Below are 17,381 nucleotides of genomic sequence, written 5' to 3'. Positions count from 1 at the left end.
ATCCCCGGTGGGGCTACTGCTTGGGTACGTAGAGCGTCTGGGTCTTGTAGTTGTTGCGGGTGCCGGTGGGCTGGTAGTTGTTCTCGATGTTGCCCGCGATGTCGACGGCGAACCAGTTCACCGTGGTCTTCGCGTTGATGGTGATCTCCTGCGCGCCCTCACGCATCCCGGCCGAGGTGAGCCGGGTCGAGTTCAGGGTCGGCCGGCTGCCGTCCAGGGTGTAGTAGATGTTCGCCGGCTCGTCCATCTTGAAGCTGAACACCTTCGAGCCGACGCCCTTGTCCCGTACGGTCAGCGTCGAGACCGGGTCGGTCTTGTCCGCGGCGTACGCCTGGGCCACCTCGAGGATGGCGATCTGCCCGGCGGCGAACTCCATCGCCTCCTCGTGCCCCTCGGCGAACGGCGGCTGGAAACCGACCGCGTTGAACCGACCGGTCGCCGGGTCGTACATGTCGGACCCGACCTCGAAGTCCCAGCCGATGATGCCCCGGTTGAACCAGTGCTCGTCGGCGCTGTTACCGGCCGCCGAGTACAGCACGTCCGGCACCGGACCGGTACGGCCCGGCCACACCGCCGTGCCCCGGTAGGACTGGACCGCCTTGAGCACGTGCGTGGAGGCGTCCCAGAAGTAGTTCTCGGTGCCGAAGTCCGGCGACGGCAGCAGCTCCCGCCCGGCGGTCTTGTACGCCCCCGGCGGCCACATGAAGTACCCGCCGTACGAGTGGGTGTTCATGGCGAACTTGATGTTCGGGAACTGGTTGGTCAGCCAGACCTCGTTGCGGGCCTCCGGCTCGGACAGCTCGGCCGGTCCGGCGAACGTGTCGCCGGTGCAGGTGGTCGAGGCACCCGAGTAGCCGTCGAAGACCGAACCGACGGAGAAGTTCCGGTTCAGGTCCACGCCCCAGGAGTTGCGCCGGCCCGGGTCGGAGTTGGTCTCCGTACAGTGGTTGGTCATGTTCCGGCGCTGCGAGTTGAAATCGTAGAAGCTGTAGTGCGCGCCATCGGGGTTGGCCACCGGCAGGATGAAGATGTCCAGGCCGTCGACCAGCTTGCGGGTCTGTTCGTTGGTGGCGTAGTTGCGCAGCAGCCGCTCGGCGGTCTCCACACAGGTAATCGGGGTGACCCACTCGCGGGCGTGCTCCTGGCAGTACAGGAAGACACCCACCTTCGATCCGTCCCGCTTCTTGCCGATCCGCAGCGCCTTCATCTGGAACGGGTCACGCGAGACGTACGCCGGCGCCTTGAGTCCGTCGGTCAGCGTCGCGGCCGGCGCGGCCGAGACCAGCCCGGCCCCGGCGTTGCCCCGGTAGGTCGCGGCGGTGAGCAGGGCGGACACCCCGGTGTCGGCGTTCAGCGCGTCGACCACCTGCTTGGCGGTGCTGCTGACCGCGGCCGAGCCGTCGGTGGCCAGGTTGACCACGACGTTGCGGCCGGTCACCACGACACCGAGCGGCGCCGAGGCAGCCTCCGGCTTCACCAGTGCCACGGTCAGACCGTTGCCGCCCTCGGAGCCGTACGCCTTCGAGCTGACGTAGAGCGTGCTCGCCGCATCGGTGCCGAACTGCGCCTGCGCGGCACGACGGTAACCGTTCGTCAGGTTCGGGAGGTCGATCACCTCGGCGATCTTCGGGAACTCCCGGCCCAGCGTGGTGATCCGGTTGGTGATCTCGGTCGGGTCCATGTAGTGGTCGACGAAGTCCGAGAGGTAGTGCTTGCTCGGCGCCTTGACCTTCGCACCCAGCCACTTCTTCACCGGAACCGTGACGGTGCCGCCCCGGTTGCTGGTGATGGTCGCCGTGGCCGGCGCGTCGGTGACCGGGATCGGGGTGTTGAACCGGTGGTACATGTACTGGCCGGCGTCGGTGAACCGGGACATGGTCGCCGTACCGCCGGAGCCGGCCGGGGTTCCCTTGCCCTTGTCCCAGGTGACGGTGAGGCTCGTCTGGGCGTCGATCGCGCTCGACTTCACCTCGACCGAGATGAAACGCTGGTCGTCGATGCTGGTGAACCACTCCGCGCGCAGCGGGGTGAGCTTGTCGACCTCGTCCGCGTCGACCGCCGCCGCGGCGATGGCCGCCTGCCGCTCGGCCTTGTTCTCCGCGAAGTCGGTCTGGTCGGAGATCGCGTCGCGTACGTCGAAGCCCAGCTCACGAAGCTGCTGGGTCTCCTCCGGACTGAGTACGGCGTGCACCTCGAGGCCGTCGTCGACCGGCTTCTTGTATTCGGCGAGGTCGACGCCGAGGTCGTTGAGCCGGTCCAGGTCGGACTGGCCCGGCACGACGACGCGCATCAGCGCGACCCCGTTCTGCTCGGTGCTGGACTGCCGGTCGGGTACGACCTGCCCGTCCGGCTGGGACTGTTGTGCGCCGACCGGGCCGGCGCTGAGCGCGAGGGCGACCGGTAGGGCGAGCAGGGCCGCCATCCGGCCGACCCTGCCCAGGTGGGAACTCCTCATCCGAGGTCCTCCAGAAGCGAGCGTGTTCGGGCCGGGTACGGGCTTCGACCCGGCGCCACACGTAAGTGCGGGCGCCAGTCTTTGCCCCTTACGGATCTTCGTCAATACCGGCCGAGGAACGTCAGATATTGACATACTTGTCCCCGATTCAGCGGCATCTGCCCAAGATCGCGTACGCACCGGGCGTACGCGGGTGGGACGACGAAGTAGACGTCGCGGAGGTTTGCCGGCAACTCCGATCGACCGGCCGACCCTGACCTGCGCCGTCGCGCCCACCGCCGGGGCCGCCGGCGCAACCGCCGCGGCCCGGTGGGCGACAATGGGTGCCATGCGGTACGGCATCCTAGGCCCGACCCGGGTACTCCGGACCGACGGGGAAGAGGTCACCGTCGGCGGCACCCGCCTGCGCGCCCTGCTCACCCTCCTGCTGGTGGACGCCGGCCGGGTGGTGCCCGTACCGAGGCTCATCGACGGTCTCTACGGCGAGACCCCGCCGCACGGCGCCGCGAACGCCCTCCAGTCACAGGTCTCCCGGCTGCGCCAGGCACTGCCCGGCCAGGACCCGGCGCACCCGCTGGTCGAGTTCCACCAGACCGGCTACCGGCTCGCGGTCGACCCCGAACAGGTCGACGCGCACCGGTTCGACCGGCTCGCCACCGCCGGCCGCCGGGCACTCACCGCCGGTGACCGGACCGAGGCCGCCGCCCTGCTCCGGGAGGCACTCGCCCTCTGGCGGGGCGAACCGCTCGCCGACATCGCCGACACCCCGGCCGGTCGGGCGCACGCGGCCCGCCTGGACGAACTGCGACTCGATGCCGTCGAGGACCGGGTCGACGCCGAACTCGGGCTCCCCGACCGGGCGTCGCCGATCGGGGAACTGCGTGAACTGGTCACCGCGTACCCGCTGCGGGAACGGTTGCGCGGGCTGCTGATGCGGGCGCTGTACGCCGCCGGCCGGCCCGCCGAGGCACTGGCCGCGTACGAGGACGCCCGCCGTACGCTCGCCGACGAACTCGGTGCCGACCCCTCGGCCGAACTGGTCGCCGTACACCTCTCGGTCCTCCGGGCGGATCAGCCACCGACACCGGCGTCAACGGCCCGGCCGGGGCTGCCCGGCCAGCTCACCAGCTTCGTCGGCCGGGACGAGGAACTGCGTCGGGTCGGCAAGCTGCTCGGCGAGGCCCGACTGGTCACGCTCACCGGTCCGGGTGGCGCCGGCAAGACCCGGCTGGCGATCGAGGCCGCCGGCCGGCAGGAGGGTGAGGTCTGCTTCGTCGAACTGGCCGTGGTGAGCCCCGGCACCAACATGGCCCAGGCCGTACTCACCGCACTCGGACTGCGGGACGCGGGACTGCGGACCCCGGCCGAGCACCGGCAGGTCACCACCGAACGGCTGGTGGCGGCGCTCACCGACCGCCCGGTGCTGCTGGTGCTGGACAACTGCGAACATGTCGTCGCCGAGGCGGCCCGGCTCGCCGCCCGGCTGCTGCACGCCTGTCCCCGGTTGCGGATCCTCACCACCAGCCGGGAACCACTGCGACTCACCGGGGAGGCACTGTGCCCGGTCACCGGGCTCGCGCTGCCACCGGAGCGGACCACGCCGGCCGACGCCCGCGACTACCCGGCCGTACGACTCTTCGCTGAACGGGCCGTCGACGTGGCACCGGACTTCGATCTCGGCGCCGCCGACCTCGACGCCGTACTGCGCATCTGCCGTACCCTCGACGGGCTGCCGCTGGCGATCGAGCTGGCCGCCGCCCGGCTGCGGACCCTGCCGGTCGCGGACATCGCGGCCCGGCTCGACGACCGGTTCCGGCTGCTGTCGCGGGGCAGCAGGACCGCCCTGCCGCGCCACCGGACGCTGCGCGCGGCGGTCGAGTGGAGCTGGGACCTGCTCGACCCGACCGAACGGGTGCTGGCCCGCCGGCTGACCGTCCTCACCGGCGGCGCCACCGTGGAGTCCGCCGAGGGTGTCTGCGGGATGCCCGGCCACGACGTGGTCGAGGTCCTCGCGGAACTGGTCGACAAGTCCCTGGTCGAGGTGCACGACGGGCGCTACCGGATGCTGGACACGGTACGCGCGTACGGTGCCGAGCGGCTGGCCGAGGCCGGTGAGGTCGACCTGCTGCACCGGGCGCACACGGCCTACTTCCTGGACCTCGCGGAAACCGCCGACCCGCACCTGCGCCGGTCGGAGCAGTTGGACTGGCTCCGGCGGCTGGACGCCGAACGGGACAACCTGCACGCCGCCCTGCGCCGTAGCACCGGTGGCACCGACCCCGCCCCCGCGCTCCGGCTGGTCGCGGCCCTGTCCTTCTACTGGTGGGTACGCGGACTGCGCGGCGAGGCCACGGTCCTGGCCGAACAGGTGCTCCGGACGGTCGGCACCGAGCCACCGCGAGGCCTCGAGGAGGAGCACACCCTCTGCCTGCTGAACGCCGCGCTGGGCGGGTTCACCCGGCATCAGCCACCGACCGGGTCGAACGCGGCCGAGTGGGTGCTGCGTACCCTGGGTCGGCCACCCCGTCAGCCCTTCCTGCTCTTCCTGTCCGCGATGGCCTCCGGGCCACCGGCGGACAGCACGGAGGCGATGCTCGCGATGATCGACGAGGGCGGGCTGCTCGGCTCGGACCCGTGGGCACGCGCGCTCACCTCGATCGGCCTGGGCCTGACCTGGCTGTTCTCCGGGCAGGCCGAGCCGGCCGAGGCCGCACTGGCCCGAGGGTTGGAGGGCCTGCGCGCGATCGGTGACCGGTGGGGCACCGTGCTGGCGCTCGCCACCACAGCCGAACTGACCGCCGCGCGCGGCGACCACGCGTCGTCCCTGGCGTCGCTGGCCGAGGCGCTGCCGCTGGCCGAACAGCTCGGTTCGACCGTGGACATCTCGGATCTGCTGCGCACCCGCGGCAACGTACGGATCCAGGCCGCCGACCTGGATGGTGCGTACGCCGACTTCGTCCGGGCCGGACAGCTCGCCCGGCAGGCGGGTGCGCTCGAACTCGCCGCCGCGTCCCGGCTCGGTCTCGGCGAGATCGCCCGCCGCCGCGGTGACCTCGACGAGGCCCGCGAGCTGTGCGAGGCCGCGCTGACGGAGTGTCCGCAGGGGTGGTTCGCCGCCGCCGGCACCCGGCTGGACCTGCTGGTGATGCTCGGGCGGATAGCCGAGGTGACCGACGGTGTCGGCGCGGCACGCGACTTCTACGCGCGGGCGTTGACCAGCACGCTCGTGCTCGACAGCCTGCCGCCGCTGGGCGAGGCGGTCGAGGGCCTGGTCCGGCTCGACCTGGGCGGGACCGACCCGACCAGGGCCGCGCTGCTGCTCGGCGCGGTCGACCGGGTGCTGCGCGACGTCACGGTCGCCGGAGCCGCCGAACTCACCCGGATCGCCGACCGTACGAGAGCCGTCCTCGGGGACGCGGCGTACGAACCGGCCTTCGTCCGGGGCACGGCACTCGGCCGCGACCAGGCGCTCCGGGTCCTCGCCGGCCACTGACGCACCGCCCCGGCGGGCCCCGTCAGTCACCGGTGCGGGCCCGTCAGTCGCCGGTGCGTGACCGGTCAGCGCGGGGCTCCAGGCTCGGGGTCATGACAACAACACGACCAGCGGTCCTGACCGAGGGGCTGCGCAAACGGTACGGCCCCAACTGGGCGCTCGACGGCTTCGACCTGGCCGTGCCCGCCGGCACGGTGTACGGCCTGCTGGGGCCGAACGGCGCCGGCAAGACCACGGCGGTACGGATCCTCGCCACCCTGCTCAGCTTCGACGCCGGCCGGGCGGAGGTGGCCGGACTCGACATCACCCGCCAGGCCGCCCGGGTACGCGGCCGGATCGGACTCACCGGCCAGTACGCCGCCATCGACGAGATCCTCAGCGGACGGCAGAACCTGACCCTGTTCGGCCGGCTGCACCACCTCGGCCCACGCCAGGCCCGGCGCCGGGCCGACGAGCTGCTGGAGCAGTTCGGGCTCGCCGACGCGGCCGGCCGGTCGGCGGGTGAGTACTCCGGCGGGATGCGCCGCCGGCTCGACCTCGCCGCCAGCCTGATCAGGACACCGGAGGTGCTGTTCCTCGACGAGCCGACCACCGGCCTGGACCCGCGCAGCCGCAACCGCCTCTGGGACGCCGTACGGGACCTGGTCCGGGGCGGGACCACGGTGCTGCTGACCACCCAGTACCTGGAGGAGGCGGACCAGTTGGCCGACCGGATCTCGGTGGTCGACTCCGGTCGGGTGGTCGCCGAGGGCACCCCGAACGAGCTGAAGTCGAAGATCGGCGGCGACCGGGTGGAGGTGGTCGTGCACGACGTGGCCGAGCTGGACATCGCCGCCGGGATCGTCGGGCGGGTCTGCGCCACGACCCCGGACCGCGACCCGGAGACCCGGCGGCTCAGCGCCCCGGTGACCGATCGGGTCGCCGCGCTCGCCGAGGTGATGCGGGCACTGGTCGACGCGGGCGTCTCGGTCGAGGACATCGGCCTGCGGCGACCCACCCTCGACGAGGCGTTCCTGCATCTCACCGGCGGTTCCACGAGCCCACCCACCGGTGGCTCCACGGGCACCGCGACCAGTGCTTCCACCAGCGGAAACGGGGCGCGGCGGCGATGAACACCACGATGGACACCCGTACCGGTGCACCGGCACTGACCGGCGCGGAGCCGGCACCGACCGCGTCGACCCGGCTGCGCTGGGCGGTCTCCGACGCCCGCGCCATGACCGGGCGCTACATGACGCACGTGGTCCGGGCACCGGAGGAACTCATCCTCTACTTCTCCCTCCCGATCATGTTCGTGCTGGTCTTCGGGTACGTCTTCGGCAGCGGCATGGCGGTGCCGGGCGGTGGCGGGTACCGGGAGTTCCTGCTGCCGGGCGTGTTCGTGATGACCATGCTGTACGGCCTCGGTGCGACCGCCACCGGCATCGCCACCGACGTCAACAAGGGTGTGGTCGACCGGTTCCGGTCGATGCCGGTGAGCCGGTCCGCGCTGCTCACCGGCCGGAGCGTGGCGGACCTGCTGCGCGCACTGCTGGAGATGTCCACCCTGGTCGTCTGCGGCCTGCTGGTGGGTTGGCAGTGGCGCAACGGGTGGGCCGACGCGCTGATCGCGGTCGCGCTCATCCTGCTGCTCCGGGTCGCGCTCACCTGGCTGGGGATCTACCTCGGGCTGGTGGTGCCCAACCCGGAGACGGTCTCCGTGATCGTGTTCCCGCTCGCCTTCCCGCTCACCGCGCTCTCCAACGTCTTCGTGGCACCGGAGCTGATGCCGGACTGGCTCGGCGCGATCTCGATCTGGAACCCGCTCTCGTCCACCGTCGCGGCGGCCCGCGACCTGTTCGGCAACCCCGGCCTCGGTGGGGACTCGTTCGTCGCCCAGCACCCGGTGCTGCTGGCCGTCTGCTGGCCGCTGTTGCTCATCGCGGTCTTCGCTCCGCTGGCGGTCCGCCGCTACCGGCGCCTGAGCCGCTAGGGGTCGGCCGCTACCGGCGCCCCGAGTCCGGGGGCCGGTGGCGGTGGCGGTGAACCGGTGGCGGGTGCGGGCCGTTGTGGGGGTCGGGTCCGGGTGAGTGAGGGAGGTGCCCGTGCGGGCAACGGCTGGCGGCGGAGCCGTACGACGCCTCGGCGGGCGGGGCGTGGCCGCCGTCGCCCGGTGGGCCAGGGCCGGGGCGGGTCGGCGGCTGCCCGTACGGCACCTGCGGCTCGATCTGCGGCTGCGCCGGGCGGTCGCGGTCACCGCCGTACTGGGACTGGTCGGGGTGTGTGCGGTGGCGGCCGGCTCCGGTTTCGGTGACGCGACCGCGCAGGAGTCCGGCCGCGCGGCCAGCCCGGTTCCGGTGGCGCAGGTGTCGACGATCGCGGCCGCCGCACTGTCCTGCCCGGCGTTGACCCCGGCCAGGGTGGCGGCACAGTTGATGGCGGCGTCGGGGTTCGAGGTGAACCTGCGGGCGGACTCCTCGGGCGGGGCCGGCATCGCCGCGCTGACCGACAGCGCATGGCAGGACTGGGCCCCGTGGCCCAGGGCGCCCCGGCTGGACACCGACGCCAACATCTTCGCCCTCGCCCATCAGATGTGCGACCTGGTCGGACAGGTACGCCGGTCCGGCGTCGACGGGGACCCGTGGCGGCTGGCGCTGGCCGCGTACCGGTCGGGGCTGCCGGCCGTACGGACGGCGGGCGGGGTGCCGGCGGCGGCGCGCGGGTACGTCGACACCGTGGCCGCGTACGCGACCTGGTACGAGCGGAAGCCCGACCTCACCGCCGGCAGCCCGAGTCCCACTCCCCGCGCCGTCGGGGTGGTGCCCACCGCGGGTACCGCCCCGATCCCGGTGCCGGACGGCTACCTGCCCCTGGTGCTGGCCGCCGGGCAGGTCTGCGCCACGGTCACCCCGGCCCGGGTCGCGGCCCAGCTGATGGCGTCCTCCGGTTTCAACCCGAACCTGCTCAGTGCCGGTGGCGGCCAGGGGGTCGCCCAGTTCCTGCCGCAGACCTGGGCCCGGTACGCGCCCCCGACCGCCTCCCCGTGGGACCCCGACGCCGCGATCCCGGCGCTCGGTCAGGCCATGTGTGTGCTCACCCGCGAACTGTCCGGGATCGGGACGGACCCGTACCCGATGGCGCTGGCCGCGTACCACTGGGGTAGCGCCGTGGTCCAGCAGGCCGGCGGCCTGCCCGACTCGCCGGGCCTGCGCGAACACACCGCGATGGTGCTCGCCTACGCCGACCACTACGCCAACGACCCGCGGTTGGGTGGTCCACCGGCCGGGGCACAGTTGCCCCGTCCCGGCAGCCCGGCGGTGCCACCACCGGCCGGATCCGCGCCGCCACCGGCACCACCGCCGGCCGGGGCCGCACCGCCCGGGGCACCACCGGCCGTACCCCCGGCGGCGCCACCGGTCGTGGCCGCGCCGCCGCCGGCCGCACCGCCACCCCCGGCGGCGCCGAATCCGCCGGTGAACCCGCCCAAACCCGCGCCGACGACGACCAAGCCGGCGCCGTCCGGGGTCACGATCCACGGGTACGTCGACAAGTGCATCGACGCGTCCGGCTCGGCCGACGGATCACCGCTGCGGCTCTGGTCCTGCAACGGGTCGGCGAACCAGCGGTGGACGTTCGCGGCCGACGGCAGTGTGCGGGCGTTCGGCAAGTGCATGGACGCGGCCTGGGCGTCGACCGCCAACGGCACCACCGTCCAGCTCGCGGTCTGCAACGGGGGCCCGGCGCAGCGGTTCACCCTCAACGGCGCCCACGACCTGGTCAACAAGCTCGCCGACAAATGCGTCGACGTACAGGACTGGAACACCGGCAACGGGGCCCGGTTGCAGCTCTGGGAGTGCAGCGGTGACGCCAACCAGAAGTGGTGGCGCGGCTGACCGCCCGGAAGCCGGCTCGGTTCACCCGACCGGCGGCTCCCTGTTGATGACCTCGTCGGCGTCGAGCCGCCCGAACGCGGTGACCATCGGCCCGAGCCGGTCACACTCGTCCTGGCAGGAGGCGCACCCGGCGAGGTGCCGTTCGAAGGCGGCCTCGGCGTCGGCGTCCAGGGCGCCGAGGAGGTAGAGCCCGGCCGGGTGGTTCGGGTCCGGGTGCGCGGGGTCGAGGTCGGTCATGGGTCCGCCGGATCTGCTCGGATGGAGGGCACCACGCGGTGCTGTCACACCAAGATTAGGACCCGACCCGGCGGGCCGCCGGGGCACGGTCAGTCGGCGTTGGTCGACCCGACGGCCGCCCGCAGCGCCCGCAGGCCGTAGTGGGCGCGCGACTTCACCGTGCCCTCCGGAATACCGAGCCGGGCGGCGACCTCGCCGGTCGACAGGCCACGGAAGTACAGGTCGATCAGGACCGTACGGTGTTCCGGCTTCAGCTTGGGCAGCGCCTCGCGTACGGTGTGCGCGGCGACCACGCCCTCCATCGCGTCGTTGGTCGCCGGCAGCCGAGACATGTCGACGACCCCCACCTCGGTCGGCCGGGCCTGCCGGGCGCGGGCGGCGTCGATGGCGATCCGCCGCGCCACGGTGAACAGCCACCGGCGCTGGGACTCCTGATCCGCGGCGAGCACGTCGATGCTCCGCCAGGCGCGCACCATGGTCTCCTGGAGCAGATCCTCGGCCAGGTGCCGGGCGCCCAGCGTCAGCCGCAGCAGGAAACGGAACAGCGGGTCGGAGTGCGTCTCGTACAGGACCGCCATCCGGGCATCGGTGAGACGCCGGTCCGGCCGGGACGGATCGGCGATGTCCCGACCGGTCGAGGACGACACCGCCGCGCCCGTCTCATTGCACACCGCAACCACCGAGTTGCCTCCCCACGCCACCGCCGTCGAGCGGAGCGCCCGACGACTGCCGCCACGTTGCGTTGCCCGGTCTGACCGACGGTGGAGGAAAGGAGACACATGAATGTCTTGAAGATGAATGTTGGTGTGTGGCAAGGCTTTCCGGGCCGTCCGATGTGTCCGATCAGTCCTCAGACATTGGCGCCCACCGTTGGCGAGACGTCCGAAACGCGCAGGATCCGCAGGTCGTCCACACTGGGCGAAGCGACCGACCGGAGCCGTCCGGCCTGCCGGGTCACCGCCTCGTCGAGCAACTGTCGGGCGTACCGGCCGTTGCCGAACGAGCGGCCGGTCGGCACCCGCTCGAAGTGGGCCCGCAGCGCCACCAGGGTGTCGCCCGGGCACTCGTAGCCGCTCGCCCGCGCCAGCCCCTCGAAGATCGCCACCAGCTCGTCGGCCTGGTAGTGGACGAAGTGGATGTGTCGGGTGAACCGCGACTGGAGACCGGCGTTCGCGGCCAGGAACGCGGCCATCTCCTGGTCGTAACCGGCCGCGATCACCACCACCTCGTCCCGGTGGTCCTCCATCAACTTGACCAGCGTGTCGATCGCCTCCCGACCGAAGTCGTTGCGACTGTCGGCCGGGGCGAGCGTGTACGCCTCGTCGATGAACAGCACTCCGCCACGTGCCCGGTCGAACGCCTCCCGCGTACGGTGCGCGGTGTGGCCGACGTACTCGCCGACCAGGTCGGCGCGGGCCACCTCGACCAACTGCCCACCGCTGAGCACACCCAGGGCGGTCAGCAGCCGCCCGTAGAGGCGGGCCACGGTGGTCTTGCCCGTACCGGGCGGGCCGGAGAAGACGAGGTGCCGGGAGACCGGCGGGACCGGCAGACCCGCCCGTACCCGGGCCCGTACGTTCGCCAGCAGGTCGATCAGGTCGGACACCTCACGCTTCACCCCGGCCAGGCCGATCATGTTGTTGAGCTGGGACAGCAGGGCGTCCACCTCGGCCGCCCGGGGCGCACCGGCGCTCACCGCCGAGGCGGCAGCGGCACCCAGGTCCTGGGGCAGCAGTTGGGCCAGCTCGACCCCGGACGACGCCCCCGCCTCCGACAGCCGGTACGCCTGGCGCCCGATCATCTCCTCGAACACCCGCCGGGCCACCCGGGCGTTGCCGAACGACTCGGTCCGGGGCATCGTGTCGAACAACTGGGCCAGGGCCAGCCGGGTGTCGTACTCCAGGGCGTAGTGGTGGGTGCTGCACAGCCGCTCGACGATCGTCACCAGCTCGTCGGTGGTGTAGCTGTCGAACTCCACCGTCCGGGAGAACCGGGACGCCAGGCCGGGGTTCGACGCCAGGAACGTACGCATCTGCGGCGAGTAGCCGGCCACCACGACCACGACCTCGTCCCGGTGGTCCTCCATCAGCTTGACCAGGGTGTCGATCGCCTCCCGACCGAAGTCGTGGCCGGACCCGCCCTCGACCGGGGCGAGCGCGTACGCCTCGTCCAGGAAGAGCACCCCGCCGATCGCCTCGGTGAACTTCTGCGTCGTCTTCACCGCGGTCCCACCGATGTGCTCGGCCACCAGGTCGGCCCGCGCGACCTCGACGAGCTGCCCGCCCGGCAGGACACCCAGCGCGGCCAGGATCTGCCCGTAGAGCCGGGCCACCGTGGTCTTGCCCGTGCCGGGCGCTCCGGCGAAGACCAGGTGCCGCGACATCGGTGGCATCGGCAGCCCGGCGGCGCTGCGCCGGGCGCTGATCCGGTGCAGGCCGACCAGGGTCGCGACCTCCTGCTTGACCCCGGCCAGCCCGACCAGGGCGTGCAACTGGGCCAGCAACGGCGTGACCGGGTCCTCGACGGCACGCTCCGCCGGCACCGGGTCGGCGGTCGGCTCGGCCGACTCCGGTCGCTGCGGTTCGTCCGCGTCGGCCCGGACCGGCTCCGGTGAACTGTTCGGCACGCCCCGGCGTACCTGCTGGACGCCGTTGTTGCGAACGGTCGTCCCGGTCATCGACACCGGTTCGGTCGTGTCCAGCCACACCCCGTCGGCGGCGTTGTCGAAGATGTCGCAGCGGTCCAGCCGCCCCCGCGACCGGGCGGCGAACCGGACCCCGGATCCGCCGCTGTGGTGCACCCGGGTGTCCCGGAGGGTGACTTCGGCGCGCGCCTCGACGGTCACCCCCGCGTCGTGCGCCTCGCCGAGGTCGGAGGAGGTCACGGTGGCGGTGCCGCCGGCCGCGACGAGCAGCCCGACCCGGCCACCCCGCAGGTTCGCGTCGTCGATGACGAGCGTTGCCTCGGCGCCGACCCGGATCGCCGCCTCGGCGCAGTCGGTCACGCTGAGTCGGCGTACGGTGCCCCGGCCGCCGTCGACGGACTGCAGCCCGTACTCGGTGGCGCCCTCGATGGTCAGACCGGTGAGCTGCGGGTCGGCGCCGGACCGGAGCAGGACCCCGGTGGTGCCGCCCCGCACCTCGGTTCCGGTGACCTCGCCGGTCACCGACCCGTCGAGGAGCAGTGCCACCCCGTCACCGCCGACGATCCGGCCCCCCTCGACCCGGGGCGAGGCGGTGCCGGTGAGCGCTACCGCCGCCGCGCCCGTCTCCGCGAACTCGCACCCGTCGAGCAGACCGGCCGCGGCGTCGAGCAGGAAGGCACCGTGGCCCCCGGTGCCGGTCACCCGACACCGGTGCAGTTCCGGGGCGGCCCGACCGGACCAGACCAGTCCGTGTCCGCCGATGCCACGGAACTCGCAGTCCTCCAGGATCGGGCTGCCGTCGGTGGCGACCAGCCCGGAGCCGGGGGTGTCCCGGACGACGGTGTCCACGACCCGGATCGCACCCTCCTCCTCGACCGCGACCGCCGGGCCGTCGACCGCGCTGATCTCGCACCCGCGTACGGTGCCCCGGCCGCCCCGGGTGGAGAGCACCCCGGCGCCACGGACCCCGGACACGGTGCAGCCCGAGAACTCCGGATCGGCGCCGGCGGCGATGACGATCGCGGCGCCGCCGATGTCGGTGATCGCGGTGTTGCCGATCGTTCCGGAGCCCTGCTGCTCTACCAGGAACCCGGCGCCGGTCGGATTGGTCACCGCGCAGTCGTCCATCTCCAGCCGCCCGGCGACGGCATGGACGGCCACGATCCCGTCGGCGCGTACGTCACAGCCGTTCATCCGTAACGTGCCACCACCGAGCTGCACCGCCGGGAACCGGTCACTGCCGCCGGTGACCGCCAGTCCGCGCAGGGTGGCCGAACCGCCTCCCACGAACACCGCCACACCGCCGTCGGCCTGGACGGTGACGGTGCCCCGACCGTCCTCGGCGACCAGGGTCACGTCGCCGGTGAGCCGCAACTGCTCCCGGTAGGTCCCCGGCTGCACCACGATGGTGGCGCCCGGCGCGGCCGCCGCCAGCGCGTCCGAGATCCTGGACGGGCAGGTGGGATCGTGCTGGGAGACCGACAGCATGTCCTGGCTCACGTTCGCGTACCTCCACTGTGCCCGGTCAGTGACCGCCCGTCGGCCGCACCGGACGGGACGAGCTGCGACGGGATGGCAAAAACCTGACCCGACGGGTCGAGCCCGGGGGCGAACTCCAGGAATCGGGACCGGTTGACCGCCGTGGTCGGCGTACGGGCGGCGCGTAGCCGGTCGAGCAGCCGGTCCACCCCCCGGTCGCCGCGTACGCCCTGCCCGGCCAGGTCCCGGAGCAGCACCCGGATCGGCTCCTGGTCGTCGTCCGGACGGTCGACCGCGAGAACCGCGAACCGGCTACCGGGCGGGAAGAGGGCGGCGGCCGTGTCACCGGGACTGATCCGGTCGAGCCGGCGGGCGCTGGCGGACCAGATGACGAACTGGACGGTTGCCTCGGACGCCGGGGCGGCGGCGAGGTCGACGTCGAGGAAGGCCGGTTCGACCACGTCGACGCCCGGCCGGTAGCCGGCGAGTGCCGGCGGCGGTAGCTGGGCCGACGCGTAGACGGGCCCGAGCACGGTGGGAAGCCGGCGCAGCCCGTGCACGGCGCCACGGGCCAGCAGTCGGGCCCGCTCCCCCGATTCGCCGTTGCCGGCCGGACCATCTTCGACCTGACCCCCGGTCCGCAGCTCCCGGTTCACCGCCTCCCGTTCGCCGTCGTGGTACGCCCGCAACGCGACCAGCCCGGCGATCATCTCGGCCGACGCACCGGCGGCACGCATGCCCGGCTCCTCGGCCAGGGTCCGGGTGATGACCCGCACGTGTGCGTCGTACCGTCCGTTGAGGGCGTCCCGCAGGCGTCCGCGATCCGCGGGGTCCCAGGTCTCCTCGGTGAGCCAGAACGGCGCCGGTGCCACCGCCGCCGGCCGGGTTTCGGGGCCGGGCTGCCCCAACGCCACCGGCGTCGCCGTCGCCGTGATCATGTGCTGCGCGTTGCCGATGCTGGCCCGGTCGCCGGTGGCCACGCCTTCCGGCTCCGCGGGTGCGGGCGGCCCACCCACGGCCTCGGCCTCGGTGACCGCGCCCGTCGGACTCCCCGCGCCGGCCGGCTGCCGCTGGTCGACACCGTACGGAGAGGGCGCCTGGTGGCCGGTCCGCCCGTCGACAAGCCCCGGACTCCCCGACTCGACAAGCGCCAGGCTTACCGACTCGACAAGGGCCGGGCTTCCCGGATCGCCGAAACTGACGCCACCGGAAAACCGTGCCGCGGGAGTGTCCGCGTCCGGCACGGGTTGACTGCGCGCCGCCGCCTGCGTCTCGGTCCGGGCAACACCGGTGTACGCAACCGGCGCGGCCGGCGCCGGCAGTGGGACGGTCGGAGGAGGTGCCTGCGGCGGTGCTGCGGCATCGGGCACGGGGACAACCGGAAGAGGTCCCGCCGGGTGCATCATCCGCGGCACCTCCAGTGCGGGTGGGGTATCGCGCCAACGGGCGGAGTCCAGCAGAGCCACGGATTCGACCGGCACCGGCTCGGCCACGGCCGGGCCGGCCGCGAGCACCGGGCTCGTCTCCACGGTGACCGGCTCGGGCAGCCTCGACGGGTGCTGTCCCGATTCCGCCCGGTCCGGCCCGGCGCGACCCTCGCCCGACGCCGCCGCTGCCGCCGGGACTTCGACCGCCGACCCGATCTCGCCCGCCTCGGGTACGGCCGTTTCATGACCGTCCGCCCTGGACCCGTCCGGCTCGGGTTCGGCCGCCCCGGGCGCAGCCGCCCCGGGCACGGCCGCCCCCGGTGGTACGGGCACGGCCGCCGTCGGGCTGCCCGGACGACGTCGCGTTCCGGCCGGCACGGGAAGAACGCGTCCGACCGTCCGGTGACGTGGACCCGCTGCTGGGGTGGCGCTTCTCGGCGCCCACCGCCGGAACTGCCCCTCCGTGACGAGCAACCCGTGCGCGGTCACCGACACGGCCGCGTCGGCGACGTACACGGTGCCGCCGAGTGCGTCCGCGAGTCCACCGAAGAGCAGGTCGGCGGCCGGGCCGCCGGGGAACGTGCCAGAACTGAGCAGGACCACCGGCCGGGTCGACCCACGCTGGGCTGCCACGATCAGCTTCGCCAGGCCGGCGGGCGGAACGGGCCGGCCGGCCACCCGGAACCCGGTCGCCCCGATCTCGACCTCCACCAGGAAGCCCGCCGCCAGCGGCATCCCGACCGTAGGCGCGTCCCCGGCCAGGAACGACCAGCCGGCCGGTGTGGACCGTCCGGCAACCTGCGGCTCCGGTGCGGCCACCACCACCGGGACAGGGCTGTCGACGGCAGGCACCACTGCGGCCCTGCCCGGCAGCGGCGCCGCTGTCGTACCGTCCGGCGGTGCTGCCGTCACATTGACCGGCGGTGCCGCTGTCGTGCCGGGTCGGCGCCGGTTGCCGCCATAGGGCAGGTAGCGAGGGATGGATGGGCCGGCCATCTGCCCGATGCCGGGACGCCGGAACACCGAAGCGTCGGCGGTCGGCTCAGCCCGTCGATCCGCGTCCACCCTCGCGGTCGGGGTCGTGGTCGCACCCACGTCGAGGCCGGTGTCAGCAGTGGAAGCTGTCGTGGGCTCAGCACTCACGACGGGGATTGTTGTCAGGTCGGCGCTCACGACGGGGGCCGTGGTGGCGTCCCCGCTCGTCGCCGGGGTGGGCGTCGGTGCCGGTGGTCGTGGCGGCCATTCCGGTTCCGGAACCGGTGTCCCGCCCGGCGCGCAGCTGAGCCACTCCCGCCCACCGGTGAACGTTCCGGGCTGCCCGCCGTCGTCAACGCTGCACGGATCCAACGGCAGGACGACCTCCTGCCCGATCCGCTCCGCGAGGTCGCGGACCAGGAGATCCACTGCCACCGGCTCGGCGTACGTGCCGAGGCAGAGCAGGCGTATCCCGGCGGCGCTCCCGCCGAGGTGCTCGGCGAGGAGTTCGGGCAGCAGCGTGGACAGATCCGGGAGGGTGGTCACCGCCGGGGTGCTGAGCACGGTGACCCGGTCCGGCTCGACCGGCAGGGCGGCGGTGAGCCGGATCATCGGCGCCGGATCGTCGGCGGCGGTACGCAGCAGGAGCGCGTCACCGGCAAGCGCGGCGATCACCGAACCGACGGCCGGGGCCGTGGCGCGCTCTGAGATCACCGGACCGCCCCTTCCCGCATGGCCCTGGTCCGACCGGCCGTTCAGGGCGGACGGCGCTGTTCACTGCCCGGTCGCCTGCACTACG

The 17,381-nt window shown here is 73.1% G+C and carries 9 protein-coding genes; 4 read left to right on the top strand and 5 right to left on the bottom strand.

Annotated elements, in window-relative coordinates; all coding sequences use genetic code 11:
* Window positions 1–13 precede the first annotated feature (13 nt).
* Complete coding sequence (locus ACWEFB_RS10570; protein WP_452284287.1) at window positions 14–2,455, bottom strand: M14 family zinc carboxypeptidase; 2,442 nt, start codon at window positions 2,453–2,455, stop codon at window positions 14–16.
* A gap of 328 nt (window positions 2,456–2,783) precedes the next feature.
* On the opposite strand from ACWEFB_RS10570, the gene ACWEFB_RS10565 reads away from it, so the two are divergent.
* The 4 genes from ACWEFB_RS10565 to ACWEFB_RS10550 all read left to right on the top strand — a co-directional run bounded on the left by ACWEFB_RS10565 (window position 2,784) and on the right by ACWEFB_RS10550 (window position 9,820).
* Window positions 2,784–5,948: a BTAD domain-containing putative transcriptional regulator gene (locus ACWEFB_RS10565; RefSeq protein ID WP_452284285.1), complete on the top strand. Its 3,165-nt coding sequence runs from the start codon at window positions 2,784–2,786 to the stop codon at window positions 5,946–5,948.
* A 92-nt stretch (window positions 5,949–6,040) separates the two neighbouring features.
* Window positions 6,041–7,060, top strand: a complete 1,020-nt coding sequence (locus tag ACWEFB_RS10560; RefSeq protein WP_452284283.1) for an ATP-binding cassette domain-containing protein — start codon at window positions 6,041–6,043, stop codon at window positions 7,058–7,060.
* Window positions 7,061–7,164: 104 nt separating this feature from the next.
* Window positions 7,165–7,920 (top strand): ABC transporter permease, encoded by a 756-nt coding sequence (locus ACWEFB_RS10555; protein WP_452284606.1) that lies wholly within the window; start codon window positions 7,165–7,167, stop codon window positions 7,918–7,920.
* 112 nt (window positions 7,921–8,032) lie between these two features.
* On the top strand, window positions 8,033–9,820 hold the full coding sequence (locus tag ACWEFB_RS10550) for a ricin-type beta-trefoil lectin domain protein (protein ID WP_452284281.1): 1,788 nt from the start codon (window positions 8,033–8,035) through the stop codon (window positions 9,818–9,820).
* Between the two features lie 21 nt (window positions 9,821–9,841).
* Here ACWEFB_RS10550 and ACWEFB_RS10545 read toward each other — a convergent pair whose 3' ends face one another.
* From ACWEFB_RS10545 to ACWEFB_RS10530, 4 genes are all read right to left on the bottom strand, one after another.
* On the bottom strand, window positions 9,842–10,057 hold the full coding sequence (locus ACWEFB_RS10545) for a zf-HC2 domain-containing protein (RefSeq protein ID WP_452284279.1): 216 nt from the start codon (window positions 10,055–10,057) through the stop codon (window positions 9,842–9,844).
* Window positions 10,058–10,146: 89 nt separating this feature from the next.
* Window positions 10,147–10,728, bottom strand: coding sequence for a sigma-70 family RNA polymerase sigma factor (locus ACWEFB_RS10540; RefSeq protein WP_326557891.1), 582 nt, complete (start codon window positions 10,726–10,728; stop codon window positions 10,147–10,149).
* Window positions 10,729–10,907: 179 nt separating this feature from the next.
* Window positions 10,908–14,201, bottom strand: coding sequence for a right-handed parallel beta-helix repeat-containing protein (locus ACWEFB_RS10535; protein WP_452284277.1), 3,294 nt, complete (start codon window positions 14,199–14,201; stop codon window positions 10,908–10,910).
* Entirely contained in the window at window positions 14,198–17,296 is a 3,099-nt protein-coding gene (locus ACWEFB_RS10530) for a hypothetical protein (RefSeq protein ID WP_452284275.1), read from the bottom strand. Before ACWEFB_RS10530 ends, ACWEFB_RS10535 begins: the two co-directional genes overlap by 4 nt.
* Window positions 17,297–17,381: the final 85 nt, after the last annotated feature.

It is taken from the genome of Micromonospora sp. NPDC004704, from assembly GCF_053601675.1.
This window is presented reverse-complemented; position numbering and strand designations above follow the sequence as displayed.